Source organism: Nocardia sp. NPDC003345 (assembly GCF_053589395.1).
The window spans coordinates 1-14412 of record NZ_JBSFRU010000149.1; the positions used below are offsets into that span (position 1 = coordinate 1).

Here is a 14412-nt window from a genome sequence, read left to right on the forward strand (position 1 = left end):
CGAGACCGAAGTTCACGCCTGAGGGCCCGGGCCGGTGCCCGGACCCCGGTGCGCGCGGCTCAGGGTGTGCCCCCGCGTCTGCGCGTGTGGTCAGCGCGGGACCGGCGCGGTGGTGCCGGCGCTGCGGCCGCCTTTCAACCAGGTTGCGGAACCGGGGCGGGCGGCCTCGCGGCGCAGCAGCGACAGTGTGCTCCGGCAGACCATTTCCTTGACCCCGGCCGCGGCCCGTCCGGCGAGGAAGAAGCCGACCGGGGTGTCGTCGCGGCGGGCGACCTGGATGATCCCGTCGCCGCGGCCGAGGCTCACGCAGGAGCCGACGAACGCCTGATCGATCGGGCGCGGTGGGGTGCCGGCGAGCCGGGCGAGCACGGTATCGGCGGCCTGGGCGCCGAGCGTGTTCGCGGCCTGGCAGCTCATCCGCAGCGGGTGGCCCGAGGGGGCGGCGGCATCGCCGGCGGCCACCACGCGGTCGTCGTCGACGCTGGTCAGGGTCTCATCGGTGCGCAACCGGCCCAGCTCGTCGGTGTGCAGGCCGCTGGCGCGGGCCAGTTCCGGGACGCCGAATCCGGCGGTCCAGATGGTGACCGCGCTGGGCAGAACCGTGCCGTCGGCGAGCACGACGGTGTCGGCCCGCACCTCGCCGACCGACGCGGTTTCGAGTACCTCCACCCGGTGGCGGGCCAGCCGTTTCGCCACCGACCGGCGCCCGGCCGGGCTCAGCGACGGCGCCAGGGTGCCCCCGCACACCAGCCGGACCGCCCGGCCGCGGTCGGCGAGTTCGACGGCCGTCTCCAGGCCGGTCAGACCGGCCCCGACCACCGTCACCGGCGCGTGCTCCGGCAGCCGCTCCAGGGCCGCGCGCAGCCGCTCGGCCTGTTCGAGTTCGGCGATCGGATACGCGAATTCGGCGGCGCCGGGGATCGCGGCGAGATCGGCGGCGGTGCTGCCCACCGCGTAGACGAGGTAGTCGTAGGCGAGGGTGTCACCGGCGGCGAGGTGGACGACGCGGGCGGAGGTATCGATGCGCGTCGCGCTGTCGACGACCAGGGCGATACCGTCGCCGAGCAGTGAGCCGTAGTCCGCGACCGCGGCGCCGGTACCGGCCGCGTGCTGGTGCAGCCGGATCCGCTGCACGAAATCCGGGCGCGGGTTCACCAGGGTGATATCGATACCGGTGCCGCCGCGCAGGCGGTTGGCCGCCAGTGTTCCGGCGTAACCGCCGCCGATCACGACCACATGTGTGCGCTGCTCGGACATGATGGCTCCGTTCTCTCGGGTCTTTACCGGATAGACGACGCCGGTCGATCCGCCGTGACGGCCTGTGACCTTTGTCATCACCGGACCGCCGGACCGGTATGCGCGCACCGGAACGGGTTGCCGCGCGGATGTCGGTGCCGGTTGCTAACTTTCGCGTCGACGCGCAACGACGACGAGCGGGACCGAGCATGACCACACCGACCACCACCCCGGCGGCCACCACCTATCTGGAACTCTCCGAGGACGGAGGAGGTTCGGCCCACAAGTTCTACGAGGTCGTCGTCGACGGCACCCGGGTCACAATCCGGTACGGGCGTATCGGCGATCAGGGGCAGAGCAAGGTCAGTTCCTTCGCGGACGCGCAGAAGGCACAGGCGGCCGCGCAGAAGAAGGTGGCCGAGAAGATGCGCAAGGGGTACGCGCCGGCGGTGCGGGGTGCGCGGGCCGCGCGAGCGGTCACCCGGCGGGCCATTACCAGCCGCACCTCCACCGCGCGTACCGCGCCGGTGCTGTGGAGTTTCGATTCCGGTGCCGCCGCGTTCGGGATCTTCATCGACTCCGGACGCTGCTGGGTGGGCAACGAGAACGGGGATGTCTTCACGCTGACCCCCGAGGGCGAGGTCACCGGCCGCTTCCGGCTTCCCGACGCGGTGAAATGCATTGTCGCCGACGATTTCTGGATCTACGCCGGCTGCGACGACGGCCGGGTCTACGATCTGTCCGGCAAGGTGCCCCGTGCGGCCTACGATATCGCCACCGATGTCGATATCTACTGGCTCGATATCCACGACGGGATTCTCGGGGTCTCGGACGTGCAGGGCGGTCTCACCGTGATCGATCACGAGGAGGAGTCGCTGTGGACCCGCCGCAGCGACGGGAACTCCGGCTGGATGGTGCGTATCGACGCCGACGGTGTGTACCACGGTCATTCCGGCGGTATCACGAAATACGACCTGATCAGCGGTAACCATCGCTGGCACCGCGGTACCGGGGGGCCGGTGCTGTTCGGCTGGCAGGAGTCCGACGCCGTGTACGGGGGCACGGCGCACAACCAGGTGCGGATGGTCGGCAAGGACGGTGGCGCCGACCGGTCGTTCCAATGCGATGCCGCGGTGTATTCGTGCGCTGCCTCCCCGGACGGGCGCTACGTCTTCGCCGGCGACAACTATTCGTCGGTCTACTGCTTCGATGCCGAGGGCCGGCGGATCTGGAAACTCGGTACCGGGTGCGGGTCGGCGTATTCGATGCAATACCACGACGGCAAGCTGTACCTGGTCACCACGAACGGCACCCTGGCCTGCCTGGACGTGAGCGAGACGGCGGTCCGCGACGCCGAACAGGGCCTGGTGCCGCAGGCCGTATCGATCAAGGCGCCGGATCTGGCCGCGGTGGTACCCAGCAGCACCGTGGAGGTCGTCACCGACGCCGGTGGCGGGATCGTCGTGGAATGTGTCGATATACAGGGACGGTTGCGGGTGCATATCGTGTCCCCGGGCTACCGGCGGGAATGGAATGTGCAGTTCCCCCGGGAGATCCGGCAGGCCGGCGCCCGCTATGTGGTGGACGGTGTCGCGGAATCGGCGCGCGGCGGGTTCTACCGGGTGCGCGGCGATATTCGCCGATTGACCTGAACCGCGCCGCGGCCGGGACCGGGGCGGCAACGTCTCCTGGCCCGGAGACGACGCGCGGGGTCCACGGATCAGGTTGATCGCAACACTGCCCCGGCCCCGGCACGGGGCATACCGTCGAAAGGTGGTATCGCACAACGGCGCCCGGCGCCGTCACCTGAAGACGGTCACCGGTGTCAGCGGCGGCGCGGATATCTACGCCGCGGCCGTCGATCCGGGGCAATCCACCCTCGAACGCGCGGTGGAGGTCGCGAAAACCGCCGAACGGCACCGTTTCGACGCCCTGTTCGCCGCCGATCTGCTGTCCTTCGGCGCCCAGGGCGCGATCGGTGCCCAGGAACCGCTGATCTACCTTTCGGCGCTCAGCGCGGTCACCTCGCGTATCGGCCTGATCGCGACCGTCACCACGACCTTCCACCACCCCTACAACCTGGCCCGGCTGTTCGGCACGCTCGACCATGTGAGCAACGGCCGGGCCGCCTGGAACGCCGTGACCTCCTCGCTGGGGGAGGAGAACTACGGCAGCGGGGAACTGCCGGGTCCCGAGGAACGCTACGCCCGCGCCACCGAATCGTTGGACGTGGTGAACGCGCTCTACGACTCGTGGCAGGACGGCGCATTACGCGCGGACGGCGCCGGCGGTGCCGTACTGGACTCGTCGCGGGTGCGCCCGATCGATCACAAGGGCCGGTACTTCACGGTGCGCGGGCCGTTGAACATCCCGCCGCTACCGCAGCGGCGGCCGGTGCAATTCCAGGCCGGGCAGTCGGCGGGCGGGGTGGAACTCGGCGCCAGATTCGCCGAAGTGGTGTTCACCTCGCTCACCACGCTCGACGATGCCCGCGCCTATACCACCGCCATCCGCGGCCGGGCCCGGGAGCTGGGCCGGGCGGACGGGCTGCCCTATATCTTCAGTTCCTTCCACGCCACCTACGGCTCGTCCGAGGCCGAGGTCGCGCGGCTGGTGCGTGAAGAGGAGGAATCCTTCGATCTCGAGGCGGGCCGCGCGGTGCTCGAGGATATGCTCGGCGGCGGTGTGGATCTGTCGGGGCTGCCGCTGGACCGGCCACTGCCGGAAACACTGCTGCCCGATCCGGGCTCGGTGCACCGCCGCCGGGGACGGGTCGAGATATTCGCCCGGCTGGCCGCTTCGGGGCGCACCCTGCGGGAGTTGATACTGGAGGCCCGGCACACCGGGCACTGGTCGGCGGCGGGCACGCCGGAACAATTGGCCGACGTGGTGGAGCAGCGTTATCGCGCGGGGGTGCTGGATGTGATCTCCCTGGGCGGGCTCGGCGAGCCCCGCACCCGCGATTTCGTCGTCAACGGGCTGCTGCCGGAACTGCGCCGCCGCGATATCGTCGGCGCCGACTACGTGGGCGCCACCTTCCGCGAAAACCTGGAACTGCCGCCGCTGCCCGCGCCGGCCGGATAGTCCCGCAACACGCAAACGCGCTGGTCTCCGTATGGACCGGCCGTGCGACGTATCGTTGTGCCACGCGGCCCAGGGCCGTGCCGCTCGAATGAAGTCGAGGACCCGGCACAGATCCGGCCGCCAGCGAGCCGGTGACCATCAGAAGGGGCGACCGGTATGTGTACCACCTTCAGGATCGAAACCGCCGAACGCGATGTGATCGTCGGCCGCACCATGGAATTCGGCCTGGATCTGCGGTCGCGGCTGGTCGTCGTACCGCGGGGCCAGGAGTTCCAGGGGCGCAGCCCGGACCCGTCGGTACCCGGCCTGTCCTGGACCGGCGCCTACGGCATCGTCGGCATGGACCTGTTCGGCCGGGACTGCCTGGTGGACGGGATGAACGAGGCCGGCCTGTATTTCGGCGCCCTGTACCTGCCGGGATTCTCGCAGTACCAGGAGGTTCCGGCGGGCCGGGAACCCGATTCGCTGTCCCAGCTCCACGATATCGGCAACTACCTGCTCTCCACCTGCGCCTCGGTGGCCGACGCGAAGCGCGCCATCGGGGAAGTGCTGGTGTGGGGCGCGCCGGCGCCCGGCCGGGACGAGCCGGTCGGGTTGCACTACGCCCTGCACGACAGCGGCGGCGACGCGCTGGTGATCGAATATGTCGGCGGGCGGCTGCGTATCCACGACAATCCGCTCGGCGTGATGACCAACTCCCCGCCCTTCGACTGGCATCTGCTGAACCTCGGCAACTATGTCAATCTGTCGGCGACCAATGTCCCGGAACTCGACCTCACCGGCTACGACGTCCGCGCCCTCGGGCAGGGCAGCGGGCTGCTGGGCCTGCCCGGCGATTTCACGCCGCCGTCGCGGTTCGTGCGGGCCGTCGCGCTCAGCCGGTCCGCGAAGACCACCCCGGACGCCGCCGAAGGGGCGGTACTGGCTTCGCATATCGTCAACAGCTTCGATATCACGAAGGGGCTGGTGCGCGGGCAGGAGGACGGCGCGGAGTCCGACGAGTACACCGAATGGTCCACCCTGGCCGATCTCGGTGGCCGGCATTATTTCGTCCGGTACTACGAGCATCCGGTCTGGCACCGGGTGGATTTCTCGGCGATCGACTTCAGGCACGGCGAGATCACCCGCCCGGCCGTCTCCGGATCGCCCTGGTTCGTCGACGTATCCGTCGCGGCGCCCACGGGAGCGGTCGCGGGTTGACCCGGGATCGTCCTCAGAAGTAGCGAAGCGCGAGATAGGCCCAGGCGAGTACGCAACTGAGCACGGTGACCACGATCCCGTACCGGGTGAACTGCCAGAACGTGATCCGGTGACCCGCGCGCCGGGCGATGTCCAGGGCCACCACATTCGCGCTCGCGGCGACGGCCGTGCCGTTACCGCTGAAATCGGCGCCGAAGGCGAACGACCACCACAGCGCCCGGCCCTGCCCGGTATCCGGCGTGTTCTCCACCAGGCCCTCGACCACCGGAGCCATCGTCGTCGTGTACGGGATGTTGTCGATGAAGGCCGCCACCACCGCGGAACCGAAGACCAGGACCGCCGAGGCCAGCAAGGGGTTGTCGCCGAACGCGGCGACGGCGGCGTCACCGAGGATCGTGATGACACCGGTGTGGACCAGCCCGGCCACCATCACGAACAGGCCCATGAAGAAGACCAGTGTGCCCCATTCGACTTCGCGCAGGATATCGCCGATATCGAGACCGGAGATCAGCACCATGGCCCCCGCGCCCAGCAGCGCGATGATCGACGGTGCCACATGCAGCAGCGAATGCAGCCCGAACCCGATCACCACGCCGGTCAGCACCAGCATCGACCGGGTCAGCAGCCGGGGATCGGTGATCGCACGCCGCTCCTGCAAGGCCATCACCGTGGTGATGTGCTCGGAGTGCCGGCGCAGGTGCGCGCGGAACAGCCAGCGGGTGAACAGCACGAACAGCGCGAAGATCACCGCCACCGCCGGGGCCATGTGCAGCAGGAAATCGTTGAAGCTCAGGCCGGCCCGGCTGCCGATGATGATATTGGGCGGATCGCCGACGAGGGTCGCGGCGCCGCCGATGTTGGCCGCCAGCACTTCCGCGATCAGGAACGGTTGCGGTGCGAAACCCAGCCGGCCGCACACCACGATGGTCACCGGCGCCACCAGCATGATGATGGTGACATTGTCCAGGATCGGCGAGGCCACCGCGGTGATGATCATCAGCATCACCATCAGGCGGAACGGGTTGCCGTGCGACCGCTTCGCCGCCCAGATGGCCAGGAAGTCGAACAGGCCGGTGTGCTTGACGACGCCGACGATGATCATCATCCCGAGTAGCAGGAAGATGACATTCCAGTCGATGCCCGCGTGCGCGGAATAGAACACTTCCTCGCCGGGTACCAGCCCGAGCACGGTCATCGCCGCGGCGGCCACCAGCACCACCTTGACCTTGTCGGCGCGTTCGGTGGCGATGAACCAGAACGCCCCGACGAAGATCGCCACCGCCAGGATCCGGTCCATCGATCACCTCACCTCGGTCCGGCGCGTTCAGTCGTCCGGGCCCGCGACGGCCAGGCCGATCAGCAGCCGTTCCAGGGTGATTCCGCCGACCAATGTTCCGTTGTGCCCGGTCACCGCCACCAGCGGGCTGTGCCGCTGCGCCATCAGCGCGGCGATCTCGAGCAGCGTGGCGTCGATGCGGACCACCGCGGGCCGCGGCGCGGGGCGCGGCAGGCAGTCACCGACCGTCAGATCCCCGAGCTCCCGCCAGAACAGGTCGGCGTGCAGTTCGTCGATGGTGCGCACCAGCGCCGGATCGTTCTGGTAGGAACTGGGGATCGCCAGCCGCAGCACCTGGGTGCCGGGCAGTACGGCCAGCGGCCGGTTGGCGTCGTCGACCACGATCATGCCGGGCAACCGGTGCACGACCATCGAGCGCATGGCCTTGGCCACCGGGTCGCCGGGCCGGACGGTCGGCAACCGGACGGCGATATCGTGTGCTTGCATCGAAGGATCCCGTCGCGCGTGCGGGGAGAGGGTGGTCACGGGTGGGTCCCGTCGCCGGCGAGCCGCTGCGTCAACCGCTCCAGCCGCGCCACCCGGTCGGGCAGCGGCGCGCTGTGCAGCAGGTCGGCCAGCTGGTCGGCCTCGTCCGGAGCCAGCGCCACGGTCTGGACGGGTTCGTCCTGCGCGGCCCGGTACACATGGATGTGTTTACCGCCGTCGGTTCCGGTCACCAGCGCGAACCGGTCGCCGCTGCGGGTCAGCAGATGATGGACGGTGCCCTGTCCGGGCACGGTATGGAGGTCGATGTCCACGCCGAACACTCCTCCCGCCGTCGTTTGCCCGGCTTCAGTCTTCGCGGCGCGGGGTGGGTGCGGCCATCGGTGCCGGCACCCATCTGTGGTGGTGGGAGGCGTGTAGGGCGGATCCGGAATATGGGTGCCGGACCCGATGGACAGCCCCGCTCCCGGACGCCAGACTGGGGTGATGGACCGTCCGGACAGTGGTGGTATCGGCCTGTTCCGGCGGCACACCCGGACACCGGCGGACGCGCTGTTCCGGCGGATCTTCCTGATCAACGGGCTGGTGTTCACCCTCGGCACGCTGGTGCTGGCGGTCTCCCCGGCCACCGTGTCCTCGCGGGTGCGGCTGACCGAGGTCCCGGTCCTGGTGATCGGCCTGGCCGTCATCCTGGCCGCCAACGCTTTCCTGTTGCGCTCCAGTCTCGCCCCGCTGGACGAACTCATCGCCTCCATGCGCCGGGTGGATCCGCTGCGGCGCAGCGGCCGCCTCGACGAACGGGGCAACGGCGACCTCGCCCGGCTGATCGACTCCTTCAACGCCATGGTTGAGCGGCTGGAATCCGAACGCGCGACGGCCAGCGCGTCGGCGCTGGCCGCGCAGGAGGGCGAACGCCGGCGCATCGCGCGGGAACTGCACGACGAGATCGGCCAGAGTCTCACGGTGGCGTTGCTGTCGATGAAACGCGCGGCCGACCGCGCCCCCGGGGATGTGGTGGATGTACTGCACGGGGCGCAGGAGACGGTGCGGTCCTGCCTGGACGAGGTGCGCGGGATCGCCCGGCGGCTGCGGCCCGATGTACTCGACGACCTCGGCCTGGCCAGTGCGCTCAGCGCGCTGTGCAGCGAATTCTCCTCCACCGCCGGCATCGGGGTGACCCGCGATGTCGACCGGACGCTGCCCCGGCTGACACCGGATATCGAACTGGTCTGCTATCGGGTGGCCCAGGAGGGCCTGACCAATATCGCCCGGCACGCCGGCGCCGCCCGGGTGGGCCTGAGCCTGCACGCCCGCGCCGGGACCGTGGTGTTGCGGATATCCGACGACGGACGCGGCGGGGTCGCGGTGGACGGTGCCGGTATCCGGGGTATGCGGGAGCGGGCGTTGCTGGTGAACGCCCACCTGACCATCGATTCGCCGCCCGGACACGGCACCGAGGTCTGCCTGACCATTCCGTATGAAGCCGGACGGAGCGCGCGGTGACGGCCCCGGCCCGCATCCTGCTCGCCGACGATCACGCGCTGGTCCGGTCGGGGCTGCGGATGATCCTGGACGCCGAAGCGGATCTCGCCGTGGTCGCCGAGGCCGCGAACGGGCACGAAGCCGTCCAGCAGGCCGGTCATATCCCGGTCGATCTGGCGATCCTCGATATCGCGATGCCCCGGATGACCGGTATCCAGGCCGCGCGCGAGATCCACCGCGTGGCGCCCGGGGTGCGCATCCTCATGCTGTCGATGTACGACAACGAACAGTATTTCTTCGAATCGCTACGCGTCGGGGCCTCCGGCTACGTCCTGAAATCCGTCGCAGACCGCGATCTGCTCGAGGCCTGCCGGGCCACTCTGCGCGGTGAGCCGTACCTGTACCCGGGAGCGGTCAATTCCCTGATCCGGGATTGGCTGCGGCGTGCGGACCGGGGCGAACCCCTCCCGCAGACACTGCTCACGCCCCGCGAGGAGGAGATCGTGAAACTGGTCGCCGAGGGCCATTCCTCCCGGGAGATCGCCTCCGACCTGTTCATCAGTGTGAAGACGGTGGACCGCCACCGCGCGAATGTGCTGCAGAAACTGGGTTTACGCGACCGGCTCGCCCTCACCCGCTACGCGATCCGCGCGGGTCTCATCGAACCCTGAACCCGCGTCGTCGATCCGCCACGGCAGCAGAAGCGAACTCGCGAGCAGGACGGCGGCGGCCACCCCGAGCGCCGCCCGCACCCCGGCCGCGGCGGCCAGCACACCGCCGAGCGCGATACAGGCGGGCTGGAAGCATTTCGCGCCGACCGACCAGGCGGTGCCGACCCGGGCCAGGTAGCCGTCGGCCGCCAGGGTCACGGTGGGGCCGAAGACCGAGACCAGTGCGCCGCCCGCCGGTGTGCCGACGGTGACGGAGGTCCAGAGGGAGGTTTCCATCCGGCTGTTGGCGCGAATCCGCTGGGCCTCGGGTACCAGGGTTTTCAGATGCGCGTTGTTCGCGGCGTGGAAGACGATGGCGCACAGCGTCTGGATGGTCGCCACCACGCAGAGTTGCAGGTAGGTCAGTACTCCGAGGGTCGCCGCGAGCGGGACGCCTGCCAGCGCCGCGCCCGCCGCGAGGTCCGCGCCCACCATGACCCCGCGTTTGCGCCGCGACTCGATGAACGAACCGAGGGGAAGCGCCAGCGCGGCCGCGGCCACGCCCGAGATCGCCGATAGCAGCGTGACCTGCAGATCGGAGGATTCGAGAAGGAGAATCGCGGCCAGCGGCAGGGCGCCGGCACCGAGCGCGCTGCCGAACTGGCTCACAGTGAAGGCGGTCCAGATCCGGTGGAACTCGGACGGTAGCCCGGCGGCGCGGCCGGGCCGAGCCACGGGCGGCTTTCCGCCCGATCCGTCTGTGCCGGTGCGCATCACCCGATCGTGCCGGATGGGTGCTATCGCAGGGCGCGGTCCCACGCGGAATTGCGTAGTAGCCGTAGGCCGTTGAGTCCCACGATCACCGTGGACCCCTCGTGCCCCGCGACGCCGAGCGGCAGCGGGAGGGTGCCGACGAGGTCCCAGGTGACCAGTACCGCGATGAAGCTCGCGGCGATGGCGAGGTTGGCCAGCACCACCCGCCGGGCGCGGCGGGCGAGGGCGATCACGGCGGGGATCGCGCGGAGATCGTCGCGGACCACGATCGCGTCGGCGGTGCGGAGAGTGAGGTCGGCGCCGATCCCGCCCATCGCGAGGCCGGTATGCGCGGCGGCGAGAGCGGGGGCGTCGTTGATGCCGTCACCGACGAGGGCGATCCGGTCGCCGCCGGCCTCCATACTCCGGACCGCCGCCACTTTGCCGTCGGGCAGGAGTCCGGCATGGACCTCGGTGATGCCGGCACGGGTGGCGATGAGCCGGGCCGCGATCGGGTTGTCGCCGGTGAGGATCGCCGGTGGATTACCGGTGAGCGTCGTGGCGGCGGCCACCGCGGCGGGTGCCTCCGGGCGAAGGCGGTCGGTGAGGGCGAGGACGCCGACGGGGCGATCGTCGCAGGTGATCACGACCGCCGTATGGCCGAGCTCCTGGAAGTGCCGTGCGGCCGCTCCGGCGATCGCGGGTTCGTCGGGAATCGCGGCGGGGGAGAAGACGCCGACGGCGTGCCCGTCCACCCGCGCGGTGACTCCGCGACCGGGGTGGGCCGTGAAATCCCCGGCGACCGGTAGCCGGGGATGCCGGGCCCGGGCGGCGCGTACGATCGCCGCCGCCAGCGGATGCTCGCTGGGGAGTTCGGCGCCGCCGGCGAGCCGGAGCAGTTCGCCGGCGCCGAATCCGTCGTCGAAACTGCGGATCTCGGCGACCTCCGGCGTGCCGCGGGTGAGGGTGCCGGTCTTGTCGAAGACGATCCGGGTGCTGGTGCCGAGCCGTTCCATCGCCGCGGCCGATTTCACCAGTACCCCGTGGCGTCCGGCATTGGCGAGGGCGGCCAGCAGCGGCGGCATGGTCGACAGGACCACCGCGCAGGGCGAGGCCACGATCATGAAGGTCATGGCGCGCAGCAGTGCCTGCCGCAGCGATTCGCCGAAAAGCAGTGGCACGGCGAAGATCACGAGCGTGGCCGCCACCATCGCCAGTGAATAGCGTTGTTCGATCTTCTCGACGAATCGCTGGGTGCCGGCCTTGGTGCGGACGGCCTCCTCGACCAGCGCGGCGATCCGGGCGACCACCGAATCACGGGACCGTCGCGTGACCCGGATCCGCAGGGCGCCGGTACCGTTCACTGTTCCCGCGAGCACCTCGTCGCCGGCGGTCCGGTCGACGGGAAGCGGCTCACCGGTGATGGTCGCCTGATCGACCTCACTCGCACCCGCCACCACGGTCGCGTCGGCCGCGATCCGCTCGCCGGGGCGGACCACGAGTACATCGCCCACCTCCAGTCCGGCGGCGGGGACCGTTTCTTCGCGGTCGCCGGGCAGGACCCGGGTGGCGGTATCGGGGGCGAGGTCGAGCAGGCCGCGCACCGAATCCTCGGTCCGGGCCGTGGCCAGGGCTTCGAGGGCGCCGGAGGTGGCGAAGATGACGATCAGCAGGGCGCCGTCGGTGATCTGGCCGATGGCCGCAGCGCCGATGGCCGCCGCCACCATGAGCAGATCGACATCGAGGGTGCGGTGGCGCAGCGCCCGTAACCCGCTCAGTGCCGGTTCCAGGCCGCCGGCGACGTAGCAGGCCAGATACAGCGTCCACCAGGTCCAGGATGCGGCGCCGGTGAGCTGGGCGGTGAGCCCGGTGAGGAACAGGCCGAGCGCGACGGCCGCCCAGCGCACCTCGGGCAGGGCGAACGGTGCGGTGCGAGGGGCCGGCGGCGGCGCGGCGGGGGTCGGGGTGTGGGTCGGCGCGACCAACGGGGCCACCTCCGGAGACAGCGGGCGAACGGGACTCCGGCGACAATATCAGAAAGAATGAACATGTCTTCATGTATATGCGGAATGATTCGATAGGGGCGTCATGGCCTCCCGGGTAAGCTTCCGGGGCATGGGACACGGAGTCGAGGGGCGCGATCGCCCGGCCCAGCGGCTGGATGCCGACGCCGCGGCCCATGTCGCGAATACCCTCCAGGCCCTCGCCACTCCGAGCCGGTTGCTGATCCTCACCGAACTACGGCAGGGGCCCCGCCCGGTGAGTGAACTGGCCGCGGCGATCGGGATGGAACAGTCGGCGGTTTCCCATCAGCTGCGCTTGCTGCGCAATCTCGGGCTCGTCGTAGGCGACCGCACCGGGCGATCCATCGTCTACCGGCTCTACGACGCCCACGTCGCGCAACTCCTGGACGAGGCCGTCTACCACAGCGAACACCTCCGGCTCGGGCTGTCGGACGGGTCCGGCGCGCTCGGCTGACGCGGCGTTACCCGAGTGGGGTGTCCGCGACCGGGGCGCTCAGCGTGGTTCCGTTGATCTCGAGATACAGCTGGCCCTCGGTGAACGAGACGGCGGCGGTGTTGCGGCGTTCGAGGGTCGCGGCGGCGGTCTCGACGAACGCTCGGTCGAACGCGCGCAGCGTGATGGCCTCCGCGCGGTGAATGCGCTTACCGCTGAGCCCGGCGAGGACCTTGACCGGGTCGCGATGGGTGTAGACGGCGACCCGGCCGGCCAGTTTGCTGCCGCGATGCACCCGGTCCGCGTCGGGGGCGCCCACCTCGATCCAGGCGGTGATCCGGCCGGTCAGGTCCCGGACCAGCACCGCGGGTTCCTCGGTCGAGGACACACCGCCGTCACTGAACGCGATGCCTTCCTCGTATTCGAGGCAGTAGGCCAGCAGGCGTGTGATCAGGAATTCGGCGGTCTCGGAGGGATGGCGGGCCAGCCGCAGATCCAGCTCCTGATACACCCCGCGGTCTATATCGGAGAGGTTCAGGGTGAAGGTGTGCACAGTCGCGCCGATAGCCATAGGACGGCAAGCCTAACCCCGCCCCGGGCGGCCCGGACCGCCGACGGTCTCCCGGGGATCGTGACCTCGCCGACACACCCCCCCGGGAACTCTCCGACCGTCCGGTTCGTCCTATTCTGTAACGGCGTTTGTTCCCTACCGGAAAGAGCTATGAGACGCGCCAAGCGAAAACCTCGACGATCGTCCCCGCCCCCGCCGGATCACCCGGCCGCTGATCGGATCCCGCGATGCTGACCGTCGCCGGAATCCTCCTGGGTGTGCTGGTCGTTCTGCTGATCACCGCCCTGACCGGCTACTTCGTAGCCCAAGAGTTCGCCTATATGGCCGTCGACCGGTCCCGGTTGAAATCCCGGGCCGAAGCCGGCGACCCGGCCGCGCAACGCGCCCTCGCCGTCACCCGCCGCACCTCCTTCATGCTCTCCGGCGCCCAGCTGGGTATCACCGTCACCGGCCTGCTGGTCGGCTATGTCGCCGAACCCCTGATCGGCAGCGGAGTCGGGGATCTGCTCAGCGGTATCGGATTCTCCGCGGCCGCCGGAGTGGCGATCGGCACCGTCGCCGCCGTGCTGTTGTCGACCGTGGTGCAGATGGTCTTCGGGGAACTGTTTCCCAAGAACCTCGCCATCGCGCGGCCCGAACCGGTGGCCCGCCGGCTGGCCCTGTCGACCACCTTGTACCTCACCGCCTTCGGCTGGCTGATCCGGTTGTTCGACGCCTCCTCGAATCTGCTACTGCGCGCACTGCGGATCGAACCCGTCCACGATGTGGAGCATTCGGCCACTCCCCGGGACCTGGAACATATCGTCGCGGAGTCACGTGACGCCGGGGAACTGCCCGTCGAACTATCGGCGTTGCTGGACCGGATCCTCGATTTCCCCACCCGTACCGCCGAACACGCCATGATCCCGCGGTCCAGGGTCGATACCGTCGGTGCGACGGAACCGGTCGCGCGGGTACTGGCGAAGATGAGCACCGGGCATACGCGCTATCCGGTGGTCGGGGAGAGCTCCGACGATCTGCTCGGCGTGGTGCATCTGCACGATCTGCTGGACCACACCGTCGCCGGGACCGCCGCGCAGGTATGCCGCCCGGCCGTGATCGTGCCCGCGTCACTGCGGCTGCCGGAGGTGTTGTCGCAGCTGGTGGCCGCGCACGAGGAGATGGCGCTGGTGATCGACGAGTACGGCGGGTTCGCCGGA

14 protein-coding genes are annotated in these 14412 nt (G+C 69.8%); 7 read left to right on the plus strand and 7 right to left on the minus strand.

All coding sequences use genetic code 11. The annotated features are described in order from the left end of the window. Positions 1 to 90: 90 nt before the first annotated feature. Positions 91 to 1257 carry an NAD(P)/FAD-dependent oxidoreductase gene (locus ACWDU1_RS17520; protein WP_449999661.1) on the minus strand — a complete coding sequence of 389 codons (1167 nt, stop codon included), beginning with the start codon at positions 1255 to 1257 and terminating at the stop codon, positions 91 to 93. A 188-nt stretch (positions 1258 to 1445) separates the two neighbouring features. On the opposite strand from ACWDU1_RS17520, the gene ACWDU1_RS17525 reads away from it, so the two are divergent. The 3 genes from ACWDU1_RS17525 (at position 1446) to ACWDU1_RS17535 (ending at position 5520) form a co-directional block, all read left to right on the plus strand. Next, entirely contained in the window at positions 1446 to 2888 is a 1443-nt protein-coding gene (locus ACWDU1_RS17525; protein WP_449999662.1) for a WGR domain-containing protein, read from the plus strand. Positions 2889 to 3009: 121 nt separating this feature from the next. After that, complete coding sequence (locus ACWDU1_RS17530; RefSeq protein ID WP_449999664.1) at positions 3010 to 4320, plus strand: NtaA/DmoA family FMN-dependent monooxygenase; 1311 nt, start codon at positions 3010 to 3012, stop codon at positions 4318 to 4320. Between the two features lie 156 nt (positions 4321 to 4476). Then, complete coding sequence (locus ACWDU1_RS17535) at positions 4477 to 5520, plus strand: linear amide C-N hydrolase (RefSeq protein ID WP_449999666.1); 1044 nt, start codon at positions 4477 to 4479, stop codon at positions 5518 to 5520. A gap of 13 nt (positions 5521 to 5533) precedes the next feature. On the opposite strand, the gene ACWDU1_RS17540 is transcribed toward ACWDU1_RS17535, so the two are convergent. From ACWDU1_RS17540 to ACWDU1_RS17550, 3 genes are read right to left on the minus strand one after another with little or no spacing between them, the layout of a single operon-like run. Further along, positions 5534 to 6817 (minus strand): ArsB/NhaD family transporter, encoded by a 1284-nt coding sequence (locus ACWDU1_RS17540; RefSeq protein ID WP_449999667.1) that lies wholly within the window; start codon positions 6815 to 6817, stop codon positions 5534 to 5536. Positions 6818 to 6844: 27 nt separating this feature from the next. Beyond that, positions 6845 to 7303, minus strand: coding sequence for a CBS domain-containing protein (locus ACWDU1_RS17545; RefSeq protein WP_449999669.1), 459 nt, complete (start codon positions 7301 to 7303; stop codon positions 6845 to 6847). A 35-nt stretch (positions 7304 to 7338) separates the two neighbouring features. Further along, positions 7339 to 7614, minus strand: coding sequence for a hypothetical protein (locus ACWDU1_RS17550; RefSeq protein ID WP_449999671.1), 276 nt, complete (start codon positions 7612 to 7614; stop codon positions 7339 to 7341). Between the two features lie 172 nt (positions 7615 to 7786). Between ACWDU1_RS17550 and ACWDU1_RS17555 the strand changes: the two genes are divergently transcribed. Together ACWDU1_RS17555 and ACWDU1_RS17560 are read left to right on the plus strand one after the other, a co-directional pair. Continuing rightward, positions 7787 to 8803 carry a histidine kinase gene (locus ACWDU1_RS17555; protein ID WP_449999673.1) on the plus strand — a complete coding sequence of 339 codons (1017 nt, stop codon included), beginning with the start codon at positions 7787 to 7789 and terminating at the stop codon, positions 8801 to 8803. After that, on the plus strand, positions 8800 to 9453 hold the full coding sequence (locus tag ACWDU1_RS17560) for a response regulator (RefSeq protein ID WP_449999675.1): 654 nt from the start codon (positions 8800 to 8802) through the stop codon (positions 9451 to 9453). The genes ACWDU1_RS17555 and ACWDU1_RS17560 overlap by 4 nt, the downstream gene beginning before the upstream one ends. Here the strand turns inward: ACWDU1_RS17560 and ACWDU1_RS17565 are convergent. Then, on the minus strand, positions 9394 to 10206 hold the full coding sequence (locus tag ACWDU1_RS17565; protein WP_449999676.1) for an MFS transporter: 813 nt from the start codon (positions 10204 to 10206) through the stop codon (positions 9394 to 9396). The genes ACWDU1_RS17560 and ACWDU1_RS17565 overlap by 60 nt on opposite strands. Before the next feature lie 23 nt (positions 10207 to 10229). Then, the gene (locus ACWDU1_RS17570) at positions 10230 to 12179 is read right to left on the minus strand and encodes a heavy metal translocating P-type ATPase (RefSeq protein ID WP_449999678.1); all 1950 of its coding nucleotides are present in this window, start codon (positions 12177 to 12179) and stop codon (positions 10230 to 10232) included. A 121-nt stretch (positions 12180 to 12300) separates the two neighbouring features. Here ACWDU1_RS17570 and ACWDU1_RS17575 point away from each other — a divergent pair, with 121 nt between their 5' ends. After that, positions 12301 to 12663 (plus strand): ArsR/SmtB family transcription factor, encoded by a 363-nt coding sequence (locus ACWDU1_RS17575; protein ID WP_449999680.1) that lies wholly within the window; start codon positions 12301 to 12303, stop codon positions 12661 to 12663. 7 nt (positions 12664 to 12670) lie between these two features. Here the strand turns inward: ACWDU1_RS17575 and ACWDU1_RS17580 are convergent, their stop codons facing one another. Beyond that, on the minus strand, positions 12671 to 13213 hold the full coding sequence (locus ACWDU1_RS17580) for a YaeQ family protein (RefSeq protein ID WP_449999681.1): 543 nt from the start codon (positions 13211 to 13213) through the stop codon (positions 12671 to 12673). A gap of 227 nt (positions 13214 to 13440) precedes the next feature. Between ACWDU1_RS17580 and ACWDU1_RS17585 the strand changes: the two genes are divergently transcribed. Beyond that, positions 13441 to 14412, plus strand: a 972-nt coding sequence (locus tag ACWDU1_RS17585) for a hemolysin family protein (protein ID WP_449999683.1), incomplete at its 3' end; no start/stop codon positions are given.